General features: G+C 69.2%; 20 protein-coding genes. 8 read left to right on the forward strand and 12 right to left on the reverse strand.

Translation table 11 applies throughout. The features are described from left to right. Positions 1 to 13 precede the first annotated feature (13 nt). Positions 14 to 451: a winged helix-turn-helix domain-containing protein gene (locus tag FHT26_RS25475; RefSeq protein WP_168562907.1), complete on the forward strand. Its 438-nt coding sequence runs from the start codon at positions 14 to 16 to the stop codon at positions 449 to 451. Positions 452 to 467: 16 nt separating this feature from the next. Here FHT26_RS25475 and FHT26_RS25480 read toward each other — a convergent pair whose 3' ends face one another. The 5 genes from FHT26_RS25480 to glmS form a co-directional block, all read right to left on the reverse strand. Further along, positions 468 to 1,223: a hypothetical protein gene (locus tag FHT26_RS25480; protein ID WP_168562908.1), complete on the reverse strand. Its 756-nt coding sequence runs from the start codon at positions 1,221 to 1,223 to the stop codon at positions 468 to 470. A 200-nt stretch (positions 1,224 to 1,423) separates the two neighbouring features. Next, on the reverse strand, positions 1,424 to 3,253 hold the full coding sequence (locus FHT26_RS25485; protein ID WP_168562909.1) for a multicopper oxidase domain-containing protein: 1,830 nt from the start codon (positions 3,251 to 3,253) through the stop codon (positions 1,424 to 1,426). Between the two features lie 139 nt (positions 3,254 to 3,392). After that, positions 3,393 to 5,135 (reverse strand): glycosyl hydrolase, encoded by a 1,743-nt coding sequence (locus tag FHT26_RS25490; RefSeq protein ID WP_168562910.1) that lies wholly within the window; start codon positions 5,133 to 5,135, stop codon positions 3,393 to 3,395. Positions 5,136 to 5,531: 396 nt separating this feature from the next. Next, the gene (locus tag FHT26_RS25495) at positions 5,532 to 6,035 is read right to left on the reverse strand and encodes a P-loop nucleotide/nucleoside kinase family protein (RefSeq protein WP_168562911.1); all 504 of its coding nucleotides are present in this window, start codon (positions 6,033 to 6,035) and stop codon (positions 5,532 to 5,534) included. Between the two features lie 76 nt (positions 6,036 to 6,111). Further along, a complete protein-coding gene (gene glmS / locus FHT26_RS25500; protein ID WP_168562912.1) occupies positions 6,112 to 7,989 on the reverse strand; it encodes a glutamine--fructose-6-phosphate transaminase (isomerizing) in 1,878 nt (625 codons plus the stop codon). A 137-nt stretch (positions 7,990 to 8,126) separates the two neighbouring features. On the opposite strand from glmS, the gene FHT26_RS25505 reads away from it, so the two are divergent. Continuing rightward, positions 8,127 to 8,618, forward strand: a complete 492-nt coding sequence (locus FHT26_RS25505; RefSeq protein WP_168562913.1) for an Lrp/AsnC family transcriptional regulator — start codon at positions 8,127 to 8,129, stop codon at positions 8,616 to 8,618. Here the strand turns inward: FHT26_RS25505 and FHT26_RS25510 are convergent. Next, on the reverse strand, positions 8,608 to 8,964 hold the full coding sequence (locus FHT26_RS25510) for a winged helix-turn-helix transcriptional regulator (RefSeq protein WP_168562914.1): 357 nt from the start codon (positions 8,962 to 8,964) through the stop codon (positions 8,608 to 8,610). The genes FHT26_RS25505 and FHT26_RS25510 overlap by 11 nt on opposite strands. A 76-nt stretch (positions 8,965 to 9,040) precedes the next feature. Between FHT26_RS25510 and FHT26_RS25515 the strand changes: the two genes are divergently transcribed. After that, a complete protein-coding gene (locus FHT26_RS25515; protein ID WP_168562915.1) occupies positions 9,041 to 9,607 on the forward strand; it encodes a carboxymuconolactone decarboxylase family protein in 567 nt (188 codons plus the stop codon). Positions 9,608 to 9,630: 23 nt separating this feature from the next. Here the strand turns inward: FHT26_RS25515 and FHT26_RS25520 are convergent, their stop codons facing one another. Continuing rightward, complete coding sequence (locus FHT26_RS25520; RefSeq protein ID WP_168562916.1) at positions 9,631 to 10,812, reverse strand: class I SAM-dependent rRNA methyltransferase; 1,182 nt, start codon at positions 10,810 to 10,812, stop codon at positions 9,631 to 9,633. A 150-nt stretch (positions 10,813 to 10,962) separates the two neighbouring features. Here FHT26_RS25520 and FHT26_RS25525 point away from each other — a divergent pair, with 150 nt between their 5' ends. Next, positions 10,963 to 12,492, forward strand: a complete 1,530-nt coding sequence (locus FHT26_RS25525; RefSeq protein WP_168562917.1) for a hypothetical protein — start codon at positions 10,963 to 10,965, stop codon at positions 12,490 to 12,492. Here the strand turns inward: FHT26_RS25525 and FHT26_RS25530 are convergent, their stop codons facing one another. The 3 genes from FHT26_RS25530 to dapF are packed head-to-tail and all read right to left on the reverse strand — an operon-like array spanning position 12,493 to position 15,009. Further along, complete coding sequence (locus tag FHT26_RS25530; RefSeq protein ID WP_168562918.1) at positions 12,493 to 13,434, reverse strand: tyrosine recombinase XerC; 942 nt, start codon at positions 13,432 to 13,434, stop codon at positions 12,493 to 12,495. Between the two features lie 11 nt (positions 13,435 to 13,445). After that, positions 13,446 to 14,123, reverse strand: coding sequence for a DUF484 family protein (locus FHT26_RS25535; protein WP_168562919.1), 678 nt, complete (start codon positions 14,121 to 14,123; stop codon positions 13,446 to 13,448). A gap of 19 nt (positions 14,124 to 14,142) precedes the next feature. Continuing rightward, positions 14,143 to 15,009 carry a diaminopimelate epimerase gene (dapF, locus tag FHT26_RS25540; RefSeq protein ID WP_168562920.1) on the reverse strand — a complete coding sequence of 289 codons (867 nt, stop codon included), beginning with the start codon at positions 15,007 to 15,009 and terminating at the stop codon, positions 14,143 to 14,145. Positions 15,010 to 15,203: 194 nt separating this feature from the next. Between dapF and FHT26_RS25545 the strand changes: the two genes are divergently transcribed. Both FHT26_RS25545 and FHT26_RS25550 read left to right on the forward strand, forming a co-directional pair. Beyond that, positions 15,204 to 15,437, forward strand: coding sequence for a hypothetical protein (locus tag FHT26_RS25545; protein WP_168562921.1), 234 nt, complete (start codon positions 15,204 to 15,206; stop codon positions 15,435 to 15,437). Further along, positions 15,431 to 16,021: a DUF6630 family protein gene (locus FHT26_RS25550; RefSeq protein WP_168562922.1), complete on the forward strand. Its 591-nt coding sequence runs from the start codon at positions 15,431 to 15,433 to the stop codon at positions 16,019 to 16,021. The genes FHT26_RS25545 and FHT26_RS25550 overlap by 7 nt, the downstream gene beginning before the upstream one ends. 37 nt (positions 16,022 to 16,058) lie before the next feature. Here FHT26_RS25550 and FHT26_RS25555 read toward each other — a convergent pair whose 3' ends face one another. Both FHT26_RS25555 and FHT26_RS25560 read right to left on the reverse strand, forming a co-directional pair. Beyond that, positions 16,059 to 16,937, reverse strand: a complete 879-nt coding sequence (locus tag FHT26_RS25555; protein ID WP_168562923.1) for a lysophospholipid acyltransferase family protein — start codon at positions 16,935 to 16,937, stop codon at positions 16,059 to 16,061. A 2-nt stretch (positions 16,938 to 16,939) separates the two neighbouring features. Then, entirely contained in the window at positions 16,940 to 17,803 is an 864-nt protein-coding gene (locus tag FHT26_RS25560) for a lysophospholipid acyltransferase family protein (RefSeq protein WP_168562924.1), read from the reverse strand. Positions 17,804 to 17,936: 133 nt separating this feature from the next. Between FHT26_RS25560 and metK the strand changes: the two genes are divergently transcribed. Both metK and FHT26_RS25570 read left to right on the forward strand, forming a co-directional pair. Then, positions 17,937 to 19,118, forward strand: a complete 1,182-nt coding sequence (gene metK, locus FHT26_RS25565; RefSeq protein ID WP_168562925.1) for a methionine adenosyltransferase — start codon at positions 17,937 to 17,939, stop codon at positions 19,116 to 19,118. Between the two features lie 146 nt (positions 19,119 to 19,264). Further along, complete coding sequence (locus tag FHT26_RS25570) at positions 19,265 to 20,266, forward strand: GGDEF domain-containing response regulator (protein ID WP_168562926.1); 1,002 nt, start codon at positions 19,265 to 19,267, stop codon at positions 20,264 to 20,266. Positions 20,267 to 20,322: the final 56 nt, after the last annotated feature.

Below are 20,322 nucleotides of genomic sequence, written 5' to 3' on the forward strand. Positions count from 1 at the left end.
ACCGCGAGGCCCCATGTACAGCTTTTCGTCACCCCGCCACCCGTTCGACAACAACACGATGCCGGGCCTCGCGCCTGCGGGGTCGCGGGCCGACGAGCCTGCGACGGTGGCGGTGCCCGAGTGCGTGGCACCGCTGCGGTTCGGGCGCTGCGAGGTCCGTGTCGCCTCGCGCGAGGTGCTGGTCGACGGCCTGCCGCGGGCCTTGCAGCCGCGCCCGTTCGACCTGCTGGTGTACCTGATCGAGAGCCGCGACCGGGTGCGCACCACGGACGAACTGCTCGACCAGATCTGGCGCCACGAGATCGTCCAGCCCGGCTCGCTGGCCGCCGCGGTGATGCGCATCCGCCAGGCGGTGTGCGATGGCAGCCCCGGCATCGGCCAGGTCATCCGCACCTACCCGCGCGTCGGCTACCGCTTCGTCGCCGTGCTGGACGGCGACGGCCTGCGCTGACGTCGCGCTGGTGCCTTCATCGCGGCACCGGCAGGGGCGGGGCGTGCAGCTCCCATTGCTGCTGCGCTTCGACGAAGCGCGACAAGCCCACCTCGTCGACCTCGACGGGCCGCGTCAGCGGCGCGACGTCGTCGTCGCTGCGCAGCACCACCAGCATCAGGCGCGAACGCAGGATCGCGAGGCCCGGGCTGCCGTCGGGGATGCCGATGGCGCGCAGCTGGTCGAGCGCCCGTCGCAGCACACCGAGGGGCAACGCGTGCGCGGCGTCGACATCCTTGCGGCGCAGCGCGCGCTCCAGCACGCCCAGGTGGGTAAGCACGCGGCGCGCGCGGGGGTGCTGCGCCAGCAGCGAGCGCAGGTCGTCGCCGATGCGCTCCAGCGTCGACGGCGCGATGTCGTCGAGCCAGCCCGGCATCGCGGCGCGTGGCACGTCTGGTGCGCGCGGCGACTCGGGCGCCGGCCTGCGCACCTGCACCGCGGCACGCGGCGCGAGGCGGCTGCGCAGCAGCTGCAGCAGCAGGCGCCAGGTGCTGTCGCGCCGCCGCCGCGGCGGGCCGTCGGCAGACGCTTCAGCAAATGGCCCGAGCAGCACGCCGGCGCCGTCGAGCAGCGCCAGCAGCGAGTCGATCTCGGCGTCGGCCAGCCCTGCCTCGCGGCGCAGCCAGTGGCGGCTGACGGTGTGCACCGACATCGCGCTCAAGGCCTTGCGGAACCGGGTTCGGTCGAGCGACGGTGGCAGCGCAGGCAGGCTGCTGATGCGGTACGAGGACATGGCGAGGGCCTTGCGAGAGCGGGTGGAGCGTGCGAGGGATCGTAGGCAGCGCCCTCGGCGGCGTCTTGACGGGACCCTGATGGGGTTCTGACGGTCCCGGCACTTCCCCACGATCGCGGGCGGGGCCGCAAGCTGAAGGCAGGCGACACGTGCAGGTGTTCGGTCCCACACCCAGGCCGACTTCGCCCGCATGCGCGGGGTCAGGCCTCGACGTCCAGCACCATCATGAGGCCGCCGCCGCCCTGGTGTTCCACGTTGTTGTTGGTCGTGTGATGCGGGATGTGGCAATGCACGAGCCACTTGCCGGGTCGGCGGGCCTTCCAGATCACGTCGTAGCGCTGGCCCGGGCCGACATTCACCGTGTCGGCGTCGAAGCGGGCCGCGGGGGCCAGGTCGTACCCGTCGCGCGCCACCACGGTGAAAGGCCCCCCATGGACATGCATCGGGTGCACGAAGTTGTTGTGGGTGCCGATGAAGCGCAGCTTGATCGTCTCGCCGACCTTCATGCTGACGGTATCGGTCTCGGGATAGGCCTTGCCGTTGATGGTGAAGTAGTTCGGCAACCCGCCTTCCATCAGCATCGCCGGGAAGGTTCTTCCTTCGCGCTCGAGCCACTCCTGCAGCTGGATCACGTATTCCTTGTCGGCACGTTCCCCGGCGGCCGGGTTGCGGGGATCGATGATGAGCGCCCCGTACAGACCCAGCGCCTGTTGCCGATCGGCATGGTCGTGCGTGTGATAGAAAAACGTGCCCGCCTGCTCGGTCGTGAACTCGTAGGTGTAGTCCTGGCCCGGCTGGATCGGTTGCTGCGTGATGTTGGCCGGGCCGTCCATCGCGTTCGCCAGGATCAGGCCGTGCCAATGCACCGTGGTGGATTCAGGCAGGCGGTTCCCGACCCGGATGCGAACGCGGTCGCCTTCGGTGACGCGAAGGCGGGGGCCCGGAATCTGCCGGTTGAAGGCGTAGCCCTCGACCTGCACGTTCGGCAGGATGTTCCAGCGCACGACGCTGGCTTGCAGGTCGAACACCTTCACGCCGTTCTCGATGCGGGGTTGCAATTCGGTGTCGCCCCGTGCATCCGGCGCCGACGTGGATGCGACATTGCGCGGGTGCACGGCGGCCATGTCGCGCATGGCCTCTCCCGGGGTGTCCCAGCCCATGATCATTCCCGGCGGCATGATGGCCCCGCCGACGTCCCGTGCCGACAGGCGCATGTTGACGAAGAGCGACGGGACCGTCATGCCGCCCAGCAGCATCAGCGTGGTGGTCATCGTCACCGCCAGCAACTGCGGACGCGTCACGTCCGGACCCATGCCCGAGCCCATGCCTGCGTGCTGGTGCTTGTGCTTGTGCTTGTGCCCGGATGCACGTTCGGTCATCAGCCCATGCTTCAGGCGCCGGGCGACCATCCAGACGTTGACCGGATACGCCACCGCGAAACCGGCGATCACGCCCAGCGACATCGCGCCCCAGAACAGCAATTCCGTCGGTTCCATCGCCCGCATGTCGCGGCCCATCATCAACAGCGTCATGACCGGCGCCATGCCGGCCATCATCGCGTTCATGCTGATGAACTCGGGCGCGAACGACTTGCGGACGTTCTCCAGGTAGCTGCCGCCCATCATGTTCTTCATGAAGAGCGACTGGAAGATGAACAGGCCGAACGCGAAGCCGGCGGTGTATTCGACGATGAGGTCCAGCCACATCGGCAGGCCGAGAGAAGCCGTCACGACGGCGGCCAGGATGATGCCGGTGGCGTCACCGGCAACGCAGTGGATCGTCGAGCCGGCGCCTTGCTTCCACAGGGGCTTGATGAACGCCTCGTGCTCGCCCGGATGCGGCTCCTTGTCGGCCATCACATACAGCAGCAGCCCGATCGGCCCCATGTAGAGGGTGACCAGCACGAAGCCCCACTTCATGACCACGGGCTCCGGGTTGTGGCGGAACTGGTCCCACGCGACATACGCGGTCGACAAGCCTGCCAGCACGAACCACGCGACAAGAAAGTAGTCGACGGGCTGAATGATCATCGGACTCCCCTCGATTCCTGGAGGGGGGCACTTTCAGGCCGGCCCCGATGGGAAGGTCAAGGCGTGCGTCGATTCCTTCGAGGAGGGTGTGGTTTTCTCCGGCAGGGCGCTTCGCTTCGAGCCGCGTTCTGGAAGAAGGTCACGGCAAGGTGTAGGTCAGGATCAGTTCGGGCGGGCTTTGCGCCCCGTTCCAGTCGATGTAGTTGTTGGTGTTCGTGCCGTCCGTGGCCTTGAAGAACGACACGCGGTACTGCGTCCGCCCGTTGCCGCGCGTGAGGTTGATCGTGTTGGCCGGCACGCTGCCGTGCGACAGGACTTGGGTCGGACCCTGCGCCGGGTCGCTCATCTGTCCGACACCTGGCCGGTCGGCACCGCTGAAATCTTCCGGTGCCAGGCCCGACGCGCCACCGAACCAGCGGTTCGCCGCATCGATCGACAAGGGCGCGAATCCGGCGGCGAACGGGTTGGTGCCCGCCCCCGTGGCCGTCTGCGTCAACAGCAGCGTCGGCTGGCTCGGCCCCACCACGGCGTCGGCGGGCAGGGCCTGCTGCGTGTAGAACGACAGCACCGCCTTGGATTGGCAGTTCTTGCATCCGCCGGCGCCGCCATTGGTGTCGCCTGTGCGCACAGGCCAACCCGGCGTGGCCAGCGCGCCCGCGCCGGGCGTGGCGGGAGAGTCGCGCACGGTGCCGCTTTCCGTGTTCACGGCGTCGATGCCGGTGATGCTGGCCACTCGCACGTCATCGACGAATTGCGTGGCGTGCGCCTGACTCTGGACATCCATGCAGGCCTTGTTGTCGCCCCAGTAGTAGGCGAATGCCAGGTGCTGCACCGGACCGAGCGCGGTCGGCTGGCTGTGCTGCGCATCGATGCTCGTCATGAACTGCAGCGTGTTGGCGTTGTCGCCGTAGCCGCAGGGCGTCTGGTCGTCGGGCGGCGCGTACTTGTAGTTCACCGCGTACTGCGCCGCGCCGAAGGGCTTGTCGTTGTCCACGGCGAGCTTCATCAGCGAATAGAACACGCGCTCGTCGTTGCCGCCGGCGGGGAATTCGAGCTTGAAGAACCCGGTGTCGCCCTTCAGGAAATAGAAGGCTCCGGACACCACATCCACCCAGCTGCTCTTGCCTGCGGCATCGCGCGGGTACCAGGGGTCGAGGTCGCTCGTCGCCGCCGTGCGGTGGAAGACCCAGGCCTCCCAGCAGAAGATCAGGTTGTGCAGGTGGCGCTGGTTCACGTAGTAATCAGCGACCTGGTTCCACAGCGTGACGAAATCGGCCGGCAGCTTGCCGTCCGCGTAGTATTTTTCGCCGGTGTTCACTTCGGCGAACGGCCGGAAGACGACCGGTATGCCGGCGTCGCTCAGCGTCTGCAAGCCGTCGGCAATGGTGTCGATGTCGTCCCAGAAGCGGCCCGCGGGCGTATCGGGGGCGCGGTTGGACAGGAACAGCTTGGACAGCGCCTTGTCCTTCGGGCTGGACGAGCGGCCGGAGTTGCGGTCCCACGGATTGGGCGGCGTGGCCGTGATGCTGACGATCGGATGGTAGATCGCCGAGGCATCGAGCAGGCGGGCGTTGATCTGCGACACGTAGGCCTGCTCCAGCACATAGTGCGTGGCGTCGAGGTTGGCGTCGTACCGCGCACCGATCATGCGCGGGTAGGCGCGGCGCGGGGAGGCGCTGGCGATGCGGTAGGTGTTCATGTCGAACACCTGCGGTGCCGACGACAGGTCGCCCGGGCCGCCCATGTGCTGGCCCTCGATCATGTTCGACCGGCTTGCCAGCGTGCGCGTGCGGATGAAGTCGAAGACAGACTGCGTCTCGGCGCTGTGGGCCTTGTCGTAGAGCTCGGCGGAGGACCCATCGCCCGCGTGGGCGGCGGGCATCAGCGAGCCGAAAAGAACCAGGGCCGCCAAGGCGCGCCATGGAAAGAGACCTGACATGTCTGGAGCTCCCTTGTCTGAACCCCATCGCCGGGGGCGCTCAATGGTAGGAGGATGCCGTCCCGCAAGCGTGGTTCAGGTTAGGGGGCCGCGTGGCCGTCTCCAGACAAGCCTCGAGAACGCTGATGCTCGAAAATCCGCGATGGACGCTCACAGCGACTGGCAGCGAGGATCCATCTTTTGTCGACGCCAGTCAGGTCTGACTTGGCCTCTCCCGACGCCGTGAAAAGCCAAGCGCAATAGCCGTACTGGAACCATTGCAAGAACGACCGACGGCAGGCACCGCTGGAAAAAGCCCCGGGAATGTGAGCGCCGTACTTGGAAGAACGCCTGCGTTCTTCATTCGGGGCATCGCACCGCCGCGCCCGTGGTGTCGACGTGCACGACCCCTGTCAGCTCGTCGGCCTGGAGCGGCAGAAAGCGCGACTTCAGCGCGTCGTAGGTCGCATCGGCAACGAACACGCTGCCTCGCAGGTTTCGGTTGCGCTCCTGTATCCGGTGGCGGGCCAATTCCTCGGGGCACGACAACGCATACAGCCGCACATCGGCACCCAATTCGGCTGCGCCGGCGCGGGCGGCGTCGCGCCACGAGCGAGTCCAGAAACCGTAGTCGAGGATCACGTCGGCGCCGCAGCGCACGACCGCCCGCCACTGTTCGTTCGCGATGTCGAAGACTCGCGTCATGAAGTCGTCGAAACGCTCCGCCGGCGGGTCATCACCGTAAAGCCGCGTGAGCCATTCGTCGGGCGAGAAGCGCACGGCACGAATCTCGCGTTCGAGGCGGCGTGCGAAAGTGGTCTTGCCGACGCCGAGATAGCCGTGGATGAGGTGGACGATGGGCATGGGCAATGCTAGCGCGAGGGTCGAGAGGCCGCTGCCGAGGCTTGTTGGCGATCACGGAAGCAAGCTCGACAGCGCCTCACTCCACCGTCACGCTCTTCGCCAGGTTGCGCGGCTTGTCCACATCCGTCCCCCGCGCACACGCCGTGTGGTACGCCAGCAGCTGCAGCGGCACCACGTGAAGAATGGGCGACAGCGCGCCGTAGTGCTCCGGCATCCGGATCACGTGCAGCCCTTCGCTGCTTTCGATGCGCGTGTCCGCATCGGCGAACACGAACAGCTCGCCGCCGCGCGCGCGCACTTCCTGCAGGTTGCTCTTCAGCTTCTCGAGCAGCGCGTCGTTCGGCGCCACGGTGACCACCGGCATCTCCGCCGTCACCAGCGCGAGCGGCCCGTGCTTCAGCTCGCCGGCCGGGTAGGCCTCGGCATGGATGTAGCTGATCTCCTTCAGCTTCAGCGCGCCTTCCAGCGCGATCGGGTAGTGCAGCCCGCGGCCCAGGAACAGCGCGTTCTCCTTGCGTGCGAACTCTTCGCTCCACGCAATCACCTGCGGCTCCAGCGCCAGCACCGCCTGCACCGCCACCGGCAGGTGGCGAAGCGCCTTCAGGTGCTCCTGCTCCTGTGCATCGCTCAGGTGCCCGCGCACCTGCGCCAGCGCCAGCGTCAGCAGGAACAAGCCGACCAGCTGCGTGCTGAAGGCCTTCGTCGACGCCACGCCGATCTCGGCGCCGGCGCGCGTGATGTAGGCCAGCTCGCATTCGCGCACCATCGCGCTGGTTGCCACGTTGCACACCGTCAGCGTGTGCTTCATGCCCAGGCTGCGCGCGTGCTTCAGCGCGGCCAGCGTGTCGGCGGTCTCGCCGCTCTGCGTGATCGTCACGACCAGCGTGCGCGGGTTCGGCACGCTGTCGCGGTAGCGGTACTCGCTCGCGATCTCGACGCTGGTCGGGATCTTCGCGATGCTCTCCAGCCAGTACTTCGCGGTCGAGCCGCTGTAGTAGCTGGTGCCGCAGGCGAGGATCAGCACCTGGTCGACGTCCTTGAAGACCTTGTACGCGCCGTCGCCGAACAGCTCCGGCGTGATGCCTTCGACCGCGTCCAGCGTGTCGGCGATCGCGCGCGGCTGCTCGAAGATCTCCTTCTGCATGTAGTGCCGGTACGGGCCGAGCTCGGCCGCGCCGGTGTGCGCGTGCACCGTGCGCACCTCGCGCTGCACCACCTTGTAGGCGCCGTCGGCGGCGCGGCTGGTGATCCACAGCTTGCCGAGCTGCAGGTCGACCACGTCGCCCTCTTCGAGGTAGACGATCTGGTCGGTCACGCCGGCCAGTGCCATCGCGTCCGAGGCGAGGAAGTTCTCGCCGCTGTTCTTGCTGCCCGCTCTGTCGCCGATACCCAGCACGAGCGGCGAGCCTTCCCGCGCGCCGATCACGCGGTGCGGCTCGTCGCGGCAGAACACCGCGATCGCGAACGCGCCGCGCAGCTGCAGCGTCGCGCGCTGCACCGCGTCGAGCAGGTCGCCGTCGTACAGGTGGTCGACCAGGTGCGCGATGACCTCGGTGTCGGTCTGGCTGTCGAACACGTAGCCCTTGGCCTTCAGCTCGGCGCGCAATTCGTCGTGGTTCTCGATGATGCCGTTGTGCACCAGCGCGATCCGCCCGGCGGAGGCCGCCTTCGCGCCCGGGCCGGCCGAGAAATGCGGGTGCGCGTTGTGCACCACCGGCGCGCCGTGCGTCGCCCAGCGGGTGTGGGCGATGCCGGTGCCGGACTGCACTTCGTCGCTGCGCACGTTGGCTTCGAGTTCGGCCACGCGCGAGGTGCTGCGCGCCCGGCGCAGCTGGCCGTTCTGGTGGACGGCCACGCCGCAGGAGTCATACCCGCGGTACTCCAGGCGTTTCAGCCCTTCGATCAGGATCGGAACGATGTTGCGGGTGCTGACGGCGCCGACGATGCCACACATGGGAGTCTTTCTGGTGAAACGGGATGGGCGGATCGTAGGGAGGTTGGTGTGGCAAATGTTTGCTCAAAAAACGCATGAATGAAATAATCTGCCATTCACTGGAAAAGTGGAGCGAATATTTCAAATGACTGCGTGAAATGGCGGAATCGGACAAAAAACTGAGCCTCGACCCCACCGACTTGAGGGTGCTGGAGCTGCTGCAGAACGACGCGTCGCTGTCCAACCAGGACCTCGCGGCGGCCGCGCACACCTCGCCGGCCACCTGCCTGCGCCGCGTCAAGCGGCTGGTCGAGGCCGGCGTGATCGAGCGGCGCGTGGCGATCCTGTCGCCCGAGAAGCTCGGCGCCGGGCTCACGGTGCTGGCCGAGATCACGCTGGATCGCCAGGGCGCCGAGCACCTCGCCGCCTTCGAGGCGCGCGCGGTGGCCGAGCCGGCGGTGCAGCAGTGCTACCGCGTCTCGCCCGGACCGGACTTCATGCTGGTGATGCAGGCGCCCGACATGGCCGGCTACCACGCGCTGGTGCAGCGCCTCTTCACGCAGGATGCCAACGTGCGCAACGTGAAGGCCTTCTTCAACGTGCACCGCGCGAAGTTCGAGCCGCGCATCGCACTGCCGGTCATCGGCTGAGCGCGCGCGCCCAGTTCTGCGCCCAGCGGTCGAGCGGGCCCAGTTCGTCGAGCAGCCCGAGGCCGCGCGCAGTCAGCGCATAGCCGTCGGGCCGCAGCTCCAGCAGCTGCGCCTGGCGCAGTTCCTTCGCGCGGCTGTTCAGCAGCGTCGGCGACGCGCCGCCCATGCTCTGCTGCAGCGTGCGGAAGTTCTGCGGCCGCCCGTCGCGCAGCTCCCACAGCAGGCGCAGCGTGCCGCGCCGGCCCAGCAGGTCCAGCAAGGCCATGATCGGCCGCCCGCTGGCCGAGCCGCGCACGCGCGTGCCGGGCAGCGGGGCCTTCGGGCGGGAGGAGGGGGTCGTCGTCACGTCGGCGACTATGCCACGGCGGCTTCGGTGCCAAGATGTCTTTGCTACCAATTTTGTAGCAGACCAGGAGATCGCCATGGCACCGACCCTCCCCCGCATTCCGCCCGTCGCGCCGCCGTACGAACCGGAGCTCGACGCCTTGCTGCGCAAGATGACGCCGCCCGAAGCCGTCGACGTGCTGCAGCTGTTCCGCGTGTTCGCCCGCCACCCGCTGCTGGCCGAGCGGCTGCTGCCGTGGGGCGGCTTCATGCTCGGTCGCCACGCAACGCTGTCGCTGCGCGACCGCGAGGTGGTGATCGACCGCGTCTGTGCGCGCTGCGGCGCCGAGTACGAATGGGGCGTGCATGTCGCGGCGTTCGCGAAGGCGGCCGGCTTCACGCCGGCGCAGGTCGTGGCGATCGAGCGCGGACGCGCCGATGACGACGCGCTGACCGAACGCGATGCGCTGCTGGTGCGCCTGGTCGATTCGCTGCACGAGACGGCCGACGTCGACGACGACCTGTGGGCGCAGCTGGCCGCCGTCTGGAGCGAGCCGCAGCTGCTGGAGCTGCTGCTGCTCGCCGGCTGGTACCGGGCGATCTCGTACGTCTGCAATGCCGCACGCGTGCCGCTGGAGCGCTGGCAGGCGCGGTTTGGCGCGTAGCGGGACGAGCGCCGGGCGGACATTCAGCGCTTGATGATCGCGAGGCCCTTCAGGTAGTCCCCCTCGGGGAAGTTGATCGTCATCGGATGGTCCGGCGCGGCGCCGGTGCGCGCATAGACCAGCCCGTCGACCTGCGCATCGAGCCCCGCGCCGGCGACGATCTTGTGGAACAGGTCGGGGCTGATGCCGCCCGAGCACGAGAAGGTGAACAGCACGCCGCCCGGCTCCAGCAGCATCAGCGCGAGCCGGTTGATGTCCTTGTAGGCGCGCGCGGCGCGCTCGGCGTGCGACACGGTCGGCGCGAACTTCGGCGGGTCGAGCACGATCGCGTCGAAGCGCCGGCCTTGCTGCAGCATCGCGCGCAGCGTCTGGTTGACGTCGGCGTCCAGCGTCTCGTGCGCCGCATCGTCGAAGCCGTTGCGCAGCACGTGCGCACGCGCCCGCTCCAGCGCCGGGCCGGACGAATCGACGCTCGTCACCTGCGCTGCGCCGCCGGCGAACGCGGCGACGCTGAAGCCGCCGGTGTAGCTGTAGCAGTTCAGCACGCGCTGCAGCCCGAAGTGCCGCACGGTGTCGGCGAACAGCTTGCGGCTGTCGCGCTGGTCGAGGTAGTAGCCGGTCTTGTGGCCCTCGGCCACGTCGAGCGACAGCTGCCAGCCGTGCTCGCGGATCGTGATCTCGGTGCTGCCGTCGCCGCGCAGCCAGCCGGTCGCCGGTGGCAGGCCTTCGAGCTCGCGCGAGTTGGCATCGCTGCGCTCGTACAGCCGCGCGAGGCCGGTGGCCTTCAGCAGGTGGTCGGCGATCGTCGCCTTCCAGCGCTCGGCACCGGCCGACAGGAACTGCGCGCTCAGCGTGTCGCCGTAGCGGTCGACGATCAGCCCCGGCAGCCCGTCGGCCTCGCCGTGGACCAGCCGCACGCCGTCGCTCGCGATCGGCAGCCGTGCGCGGATCGCGATCGCCTGCTCGATGCGCCGCAGGAAGAACGCGCTGTCGATGCGCTCGGTTTCGACGAAGCTCCAGGCGCGCAGCCGGATCTGCGAATGCGGGCTGCAGGCGGCCCAGGCCAGGAACTTGCCGTCGTGCGATTGCACGCGCACCGTCTCGCCGAGGTCCGCCTTGCCGCCGGCGACGCTGCCCTCGAACACCCAGGGGTGGCGGCGCTGCAGCGAGCGCTCCTTGCCTTCACGCACTGTGATCGTCTTCATGCGGCGATTGTCGACGAGTTGATGGACCACCCCCGGGATGGGGGTGGCATCGACAGGCTAGGGATGTCGATGGCCGCGGGCGCCGCCTAACTTGGATCAGCGCGCCGATCGCGCACCGTTCCACCACCTGGCTGCCAAGGAGGCTCCGCCATGCCCACGCTCAAGAACCTGGCCGTGCTCGACTCGTTCATCCTCAAATGGTTTCGCGAATGCACGCCGAAGATCCTGGTCGTCACCGACGGGCTGAACTTCAGCGCCGTCGACGATTTCGGGCTGACCCGCTTCGTCGACGCGCTGCGCACCAGCACGGTCCACGCGATGACGCCGATCGTGCGCACCGCGCTGTACACGCCGGGCTCCGGCAGCGCGGCCTCGCTCGACGCCACGACCCAGCACATCAGCAACTTCCAGTTCACCGACGCATCGCACGGGCTGCTGAAGTCGCGCTACGACGTGGTGTTCCTGCTCGCGATCACCACCGAGGGCGGCCCCGGGCTCGCACAGGAACCGGGGGCGCAGGCGGCGATCGTGAACTTCATGCAGCAGGGCGGCGGGCTGTTCGCCACCGGCGACCACGAGGACCTGGGCGCCGCGATGTGCATGACGATCCCGCGCGTGCAGGGCATGCGCCGCTGGGCGGCGGCCGACACGCCGAGCGGCGGCGGCATCGACCGGCTGACCACCACCGGGCCGGGCGCCAACGACGTGTTCGAGTTCGCCGACCAGTCCGATGCGCTGCCGCAGCGGCTGTACGTCAACTTCCGCACCAGCTTCGGCGTCGGCGTCGCGCACCCGGTGCTGCAGGTGCCGGGCGCGGCCCCGGCGCGCGCGATCGAGGTGTTCCCCGACCACCCGCACGAAGGCGAGTGCCGCGTGCCGGCGCTGCTCACCGGCAAGCTGCCCGACGGCGTCACCGACGAATGGCCGCTCGCCACCGGCAGCACGCAGCGCGTCGTGCCGGAGGCGATCGCGCTGACGGTGTCCGAGGGCAATGCGTTCCCCGGCAAGGCCGCGGTCGCGCCGCGCTCGTTCATCCCGGTCTGCGCCTACGACGGGCAGCAGGCCGAGGTCGGGCGCGTCGTCACCGATTCGACCTGGCACCACTTCGTCAACGTCAACCTGGTCGGGCTGGCCGGCCGCAACCTCAGCGACGTGCACCAGTACTACCGCAACCTCGCGACCTGGCTGATGCCGAAGCACGTGCGGCACTGCTGGCGCTACCCGGTGCTGATCCGCGAGCTGGTGCGCTACCCGCTGTTCGAGGAGATCCGCCTGGAGCCGGTCGAGAAGTTCGACGGCCCGGCGCTGCATGCGCTGGGCGAGAAGGTCGAAGACGCGCTGCAGCGGCGTTTCACGCGCGGCGAGGTGGCGGCGATGGTCGACGATGCGCTCGACGAGATGCTGGATGCGCGCACGCGCCAGCTGCTCGACGGCTTCCACGGCCGCTACGGCGAGGTGTCGTCGCGCGACACCGGCCTGGCCGCGCTCGGCGCGCTGACGCTCGCGAGCGGCAACACCGCGTTGCAGCTGCAGGAAAAAGGCGACGACGTGAAGGACGCGATCGGGCTGTTCGACGAGGCCGCGGCGAAGGCGCTGCGGCTGGGCATCCAGCGCTACCTGGGCGATGCGCGCGAAGGGCTGCGCCGGCTCGACGAGGTGATCGGCGCGGTGCTCCGTTGATCAGGGCTTGCGCTTGGCGCGCGGGTGCGCCGCGTCGTACACCTTTGCCAGGTGCTGGAAGTCGAGCTTGGTGTAGACCTGCGTCGTCGAGATGTTGGCGTGGCCGAGCAGTTCCTGCACCGCGCGCAGGTCGCCACTGGACTGCAGCAGGTGCGACGCGAACGAATGCCGCAGCATGTGCGGGTGCACATGCGTCGGCAGCCCGGCCTGCAGCGCGCGCCGCTTCAGGCGCGAACGCACCTGGCTGTCGGTGAGCCGCGTGCCGCGCCGGCTGACGAACAGCGCCGGCTCGCCCGGATCGGCCAGCGTGCCGCGCAGCGCCAGCCATTGCCCGAGCGCCTGCAGCGCCGGTCCGCCGACCGGCACGCTGCGGCGCTTGCGGCCCTTGCCGAGCACCTGCGCCTCGGCCTCGGCGGCATCGATCCAGCCGGCCGCTTCGCCGCTGGCCCGCACATCCAGCCCCACCAGCTCGCCGACGCGCAGCCCGCAGCCGTACAGCAGCTCGACGATGCACTGGTCGCGGGCAGCGAGTGCCGGGTCGGTGTCGTCGTCCCCGCGCGGCTCGGCCAGCGCCACCGCCTGGTCGACCGGCAGCGCCTTCGGCAATGGTTTCGCGGCCTTCGGCGCACGCACGCCGTCGACCGGGTTCAGCGCCACCACGCCTTCGCGGCCGAGCCAGCGGAAGAAGCCGCGCCAGGCCGACAGCACCAGCGCAATGCTGCGCGAGCCGAGACCCTGCGAATGCAGCTGCGCCGCCCAGCGCCGCACGTGGTGCACCTGCGTCGCGCGCAGCGCCACCGGTTGCGCCTGCGCAAAGGCCTGCAAGCGCGCGAACGCATCGCGGTACAACACCAGGCTGCGCGGCGCGAGCCGGCGCTCGGACTCGAGGTGGACGAGGTGACGCTGCAGGTCCGCGTCGAGGGCGGCGGACGGTGCGGCCATCGCAGCGGCCTTCAGGCGACCGGCAGCAGCCGCGACAGCCCGGCGCTGGCGATGTCGCCGATGCGCGACAGGAACTCGGTGCCCATGTCGGCGCTGTAGCGCGTCGGGTCCGGCGAGGCCAGCACCAGCATGCCGAACGCCGGGTCGTCCTGGCGCACGCGCAGCGGGATCAGCGCGAGCGACATCACGGTCGCCACGTCGGCCAGCCACTGGGCGGCCTCGAAGCCGGAATTGACGCCGCAGTACGGCTGCGTGAGGCTGGCCGCGAAGCTGCGCGCGTCTTCGCTGACCGACTTCGCGAACGGCAGCACGTTGAACACCTCGGCCGCGCCCCAGATGCGGATCGCCGCCTGCGGGATCATGAACTGGTGCTTCAGCTCGGCCACCAGCACGTCGGGCAGGTCGCCCGGGTTGTGCGTCAGCATGATCGCGCGCGTCCAGCGGTGCAGCTTGTCGGCGATCGAGACGTTCTCGGTGCCGTGGCGGATCATCTCGATGATGCGCAGCTCGAGGCCCTTGTGCTTCTCGCGCAGCATTTCCATCTGCCGCTCCTGCAGCGACACCGCGCGCTGCCCGTGCGGGCTGGTCAGCTGGATCGCCGCCAGCAGTTCGGCATGGCGCTCGAAGAAACCGGGCGTGTTGGCCAGGTAGTTGGCGATGTCCTGCTCGGTGATGCCTTGGATGCTCACGGGGGGCCCTTCTACTTCTTTACAGATGGATCACGCCGTCGAAGACGGTCGTGGCGGGGCCGGTCATCAGCACGGGCTCGTGGAGCCTGCCTGCCGCGCCTCGCCATTCGATGGTGAGCCGGCCGCCGCGCGCATCGACGTCGACGCGCTCGTCGAGCAGGCCCATGCGGATGCCCGCGACCACCGCGGCGCAGGCGCCGGTGCCGCAGGCGAGCGTCTCGCCGGCATCGCGCTCGTGCACCCGCAGCCGGATGTGCGTGCGCGACAGCACCTGCATGAAGCCGGCATTCACCTTGCGCGGGAAGCGCGCGTGCTGCTCGATCAGCGGGCCCTGCGTCGCGACCGGCGCGGCGTCGACATCGGCCACCACCTGCACCGCATGCGGGTTGCCCATCGACAGCGCCGCCACCTCGACCGTCTCGGTGCCGACCGGCAGCGGCCACACCGCGAAGCCGTTGAGCTCGCGCGGCGCCAGGCCGCTGGCGTCGAAGGGCAGCGCGGGCAGGTCGAACACCGGGGCGCCCATGTCGACAGTGACGCGGCCGTCGTGCTGCAGCCGCAGCTCGAGCACCTGCCGGATCGTCTCGACGCGGATCGTCGTCTTGTCGCTCAGTTTCTTGTCGTGCACGAAGCGCACGAAACATCGCGCACCGTTGCCGCACTGTTCGACTTCGTCACCGGTGGCGCCGTTGAAGATGCGGTAGCGGAAGTCGATGCCGGGCGTGTCGCTGGCCTCGACCACCAGGATCTGGTCGGCGCCGACGCCGAAGCGCCGGTCGCCCAGCGCGCGCAGCTGCGCGGCATCCAGCGCCAGCGGCGCGGTGGTGGCATCGAGCACGACGAAGTCGTTGCCGGCCCCCTGCATCTTCGTGAACTGCACTCTCATGGGCGGGGATTATCGCTGCCGCGCCGTGACAGCAGTCCGGGCAGGGGCGGGGTTCCCTCGCGGCCATCTGCATCGCAGATCCCGGTTTCTGGAAAACATCTGGCCGCCTGCAAAAGGCCTGCACAAAGCCTGCACAGCATGCCGGACCATGCCGCGCGCGAATCGTCGCGCCGGCCTTTCCCCTGGGAGAAACGATGGACATGAACCCCCTCTTCGCAGTCAGTGCCGCAGCCGACGATGCCGGCACCTGTCGCCGGCCGCTGACGCGCGCGCCCGCCGTGCGGCTGAAACCCGCGCGGCGACGACCGCCGCGCGCCTGCACCTGCACCTGCGGCCGTGCCTGGGCGCATCCGTCGCGGGCCGACAAGCGCTGGCGCCTCGGCGGCGCGCCCTGCTTGATCCTTCGCCGGGAGCGCGTGCCATGCTGACCTTCCTGAAACGACTTCGCTGCCGCTTCGACGACCCGCAACCGCAGCGCGTGCAGGCCCCTGCCGAGACCGTGCACCCGCCAAGCCCGGCCGAGCCGGCCGTGCAGCCGGACGGCGTGACGGTCGTCGACTGGCTGCGCCTCGTGCTCGGCCACCTGCGCACCGAGGAGCGCCATCGGCTGCAGCAGCGCGTGCTGAACAACCTGCGCTTCGGCGACACCCTGCCGAAGGCGATGGTCCACGCGATGCTGAACGAAGGCGGCCAGCAGGACGGGCAATGGGCGCTGCTGCTGCTGGGCGTCGATGCGGTCGACGACGTCGAGCGGCAAGGACGGGAACTGGCGCGGTCGGCCGCCATTGCGGCGATCTACGGCTGGGACTGGAACGAGGGCCGCGGGCGCAGCACGCGTGCCGCGCTGTTCGCGCTGCACGCCTGGCTGCTCGGCTTCGGCTACTCGCTGCTGCAGATGGACACCGGCCGCCAGGAGCATTGCATGCTGATGACGAACACGGCCGACGCCGAGGCCGCGATCCGGCTCGGTTCCGCGCTCGGGTTGCGGCTGACGATGCCGCGCAGCGACTGACGGCGTGCCGGCGGGCGGGCCCCGGCGCGGCTGTCGCTCAGTACAGCGACGGTTCGCCCGCCGGCCGGGTCTTGAAGCGCTTGTGGACCCACAGGTACTGCGCCGGGTTCTTGCGGATCTCGTCCTCGATCCAGCGGTTCATCGCCGCGGTGTCGGAGACGGGGTCCTCGCTCGGGAAGTGCGTGAACGGTTCGCCGAAGCGCACCCGGTAGCCCTGGCCGCCGGGCAGCATCTCGGCGATCACCGGCTGCACCACCATGCCGAGCGCGCGCGCCATGCGCGACGGCGCCAGCAGCGTCGCGGCCGGCACGCCGAAGAACGGCACGAACGCGGCATCGCGGGCGCCGAAATCCATGTCGGGCAGGTTGAAGAAGGCGTGTCCCTTGCGGATCGCGCGAATCAGCGGCAGCGCCTTGTCGCTGCGCGGAAAGATCTCGGCATGGTCGCCGAAGCGCATGCGGCCCTTGCGGATCGCCGCATCCATCACCGGGTTGCTCTGCTGCTGGTACATCGAACAGGCCGGGTGCTGCTGGAACAGCAGCGTGGCCACGCCCGCCACGTCCAGCCCCATGAAGTGCGGCACCAGCCACATCACCGGCCGCGGGCTGTGCTCGGCGAGCTTGACGTCGCCCTCGACGTGGATGATCCGCTTCAGCTGCTCCATCGGTGCGTACCAGAGCAGGCTGCGCTCGAGGATGCTGCGCCCGAGCCAGCGGAAGTGCTCGCGGGCCAGCGCAAGCCGCTGCGCCGGGCTCCAGTCGGGGTAGCACAGCTCGAGGTTGCGCAGCGCGACGCGCCGCCGCGAGCGCGCGAGCGCGAACAGCAGCCGCCCGAGGCCGCGCCCCAGCGCGGCGAGCACCGGCAGCGGCAGCCAGTGCAGCAGCCACATCGTTCCCAGCAGGAGTCGGGTTCCCATCGTCAGTTCTTCTGAGCGGCATCCGCCGGATGTTCGCGCGGCACCTTGTATCGGTTGTAGCCCCACAGGTACTGGCCGGGGCACTGCAGTATCAGCTGTTCCATCGCCCGGTTGACGGCGGTGGCGGCCTCGGTCGGGTCGTCGGGCAGCGTGCCGGGGAATTCGAAGAAGCGCTGCAGGTAGCCGGCACCGGCCGGCAGGCGCTCGCCCCAGGTCAGCAGCAGCACGGCGCCGGTCTGCTGCGCGAGCCGCGCGGCCAGCGTCATCGTGTAGGCCGGCCTGCCGAAGAAGGGTGCCCACACGCCCATGCCGTCGGGCGGCACCTGGTCGGGCAGCAGGCCGACGATCTCGCCGCGGCGCAGCGCCCGGATCATCTGGCGCACACCCGACAAGGTGGCCGGCACCGCCTGCAGGTGCGGGCGATCGCGCGCGGTCTCTTCGAGGTGGCGCAGCCAGGCCTGGCGCGCCGGGCGGTACAGCACGGTGATCGGCTGCCGCGCGCCCCAGCGCTCGGCGATGGCCTGGGCGGTGATCTCGAAGCACCCCATGTGCGGCGTCAGCAGCAGCACGCCGCGGCCGGATTCGAGCGCCTGTGCCAGCAGCGGCTCGCCCTCGAAGCGCATCAGGCCGAGCACCGACCGGTCGACCGGTCGCAGCCACAGCTTGGGCAGTTCCATCACCATGCGGCCGGCCGATGCGATCGCCGGCCGCCACGCGGGCGGGGCGAGCCCCGCCTGCGCGGCGTTTTCGACCATGCGGCGCCGATAGCCGCTTGAGAGCCCGTAGCCCAGCCAGCCGAGCACGCTGCCCAGGTGATGCAAAAAGCCCAGCGAAAGCCCGGCAAACCAGCGCAGTAGGGTTGACATCTGTTCCTATAATCCCGCTATCGCCGAGTTATGAACTACTTGCGGGGCGATTCAAAAATTTCCGCTAAAGCGTTCGCCGCTCGATGAAATTCAAGTCCGGCAACGCGTTCCGCAACCTTGCTGGAGTTTAAGAGTGTCGAACGACTTCCTTTTCACATCCGAATCCGTCTCCGAAGGTCACCCCGACAAGGTGGCTGACCAGATCTCCGACGCCATCCTCGATGCGATCTTCAAGCAGGACCCCCGTTCGCGCGTGGCCGCCGAGACGCTGACGAACACCGGGTTGGTCGTGCTGGCCGGCGAGATCACCACCAACGCGCACGTCGACTACATCCAGGTCGCGCGCGACACCATCAAGCGCATCGGCTACGACAACACCGAGTACGGCATCGACTACAAGGGCTGCGCAGTGATGGTCTGCTACGACAAGCAGTCCAACGACATCGCCCAGGGCGTCGACCAGGCGAGCGACGACCACCTGAACACCGGTGCCGGCGACCAGGGCCTGATGTTCGGCTACGCGTGCGACGAGACGCCGGAGCTGATGCCCGCGCCCATCTATTACGCGCACCGCCTGGTCGAGCGCCAGGCCCAGCTGCGCAAGGACGGCCGCCTGCCGTTCCTGCGCCCCGACGCGAAGAGCCAGGTGACGATGCGCTACGTCGACGGCAAGCCGCACAGCATCGACACCGTCGTGCTGTCGACGCAGCACAGCCCCGACCAGAGCGAGACGCCGAAGAAGATGAAGGCCTCGTTCAACGAAGCCATCATCGAGGAGATCATCAAGCCGGTGCTGCCGAAGGAATGGCTGAAGGACACCAAGTACCTGATCAACCCGACCGGCCGCTTCGTCATCGGCGGCCCGCAGGGCGACTGCGGCCTGACCGGCCGCAAGATCATCGTCGACACCTACGGCGGTGCCTGCCCGCACGGCGGCGGCGCGTTCTCGGGCAAGGACCCGAGCAAGGTCGACCGCTCGGCCGCCTATGCGGCGCGCTACGTCGCGAAGAACGTGGTCGCGGCCGGCCTGGCGCGGCAGTGCCAGATCCAGGTGGCGTACGCGATCGGCGTGGCCCGTCCGATGAACGTGACGGTCTACACCGAAGGCACCGGCGTGATCTCCGACGACAAGATCGCCGCGCTGGTCAACGAGCACTTCGACCTGCGCCCGAAGGGCATCATCCAGATGCTCGACCTGCTGCGCCCGATCTACGAGAAGACGGCGGCTTACGGTCACTTCGGCCGTGAAGAGCCGGAGTTCAGCTGGGAAAAGACGGACAAGGCGGCGGCGCTGCGCGCAGCAGCCGGGTTGTAGGACCCGCGCGGCGGCGCGCCGCTTGCGTGCAGTAAGTCACCGCGGCCGCAACGGCATCCGGTGGGCGGCGGGCCGGCGCTACAAAGCGGGGGCCGTCCGTCGATAAACCGGGCGAAGGCATCCCGATGGATGCCGATGGCCCCGTCATGTCCAGCCTGCCCGCAGCACACCAGTCGCCCCTCACCATCCTCGTCGTCGACGACCAGCCCGCCGTGCGCGTGGCGCTCGTCGCGCAGCTCGATGCGCTGGGCCACCGCGTGCTCGAGGCCGGCGACGCGACCTGGGCGCTGGACCAGTTCCAGCGCCACAAGCCCGACCTGGTGCTGCTCGACGTGGTGATGCCCGGCCATGACGGCTACTGGCTGGCGCGCCAGATGCGCCAGGTGGAATCCGGCCGCTGGACCCCGATCATCTTCCTGTCCGCCCGCGACCAGGAGCAGGACCTGTGGAAGGGCATCGAGAGCGGCGGCGACGACTACCTGGTGAAGCCGGTGTCGACCGTGGTGCTCGCGGCCAAGCTGCGCGCGATGAGCCGCCTGCAGCAGATGCAGGCGCAGCTGATGCAGGTGTCGGCCGAGCTGCGCACCGCGAACCAGCGGCTGCAGCACCTGAGCGAACTCGACGAATTGACCGGCCTGATCAACCGCCGCGGCTTCGACCGCCTGCTGCATGCCGAGATCGGCGCGGCGCGGCGCGAGCAACAGCCGCTGACGCTGGTGTTCTGCGACCTCGATGCATTCAAGCCCTACAACGACACGCTCGGCCATGTGCAGGGCGACGACTGCCTGCGCCGCATCGGCGCGCTGCTGCGCGACGCCTGCCACCGGCCGCGCGACCGCGCGACGCGCTACGGCGGCGAGGAATTTGCGCTGATCCTGCCCAACACCCCGAAGTCCGGCGCGATGACCTTCGCGCGCGCGATCCGCCGCATGCTGGCCGGCGTGGCGTTGCCGCACCCGGCCTCGCCGGTCGGCGCGCTGGTCACGCTGACCGGCGGCATCACCACCTGCGTCCCCGACGCCGAGACCACCGCCGAAGGCATGGTGGTGCGCGCCGACCAGGCCTTGTACGCCGCGAAGGCGCAGGGGCGCGACCGCTTCTTCAGCTTCGAGATGCAGCTCGACACGGTGGAGCAACTGGAAAGGTAGGGCCTCCGGTCGCTTTGCTCCTGCCGGAATCCGCGGGGCGTGGCTTGATCTGGTGA

The organism is Rhizobacter sp. SG703 (assembly GCF_012275445.1).
GTDB lineage: Bacteria > Pseudomonadota > Gammaproteobacteria > Burkholderiales > Burkholderiaceae_C > Rhizobacter.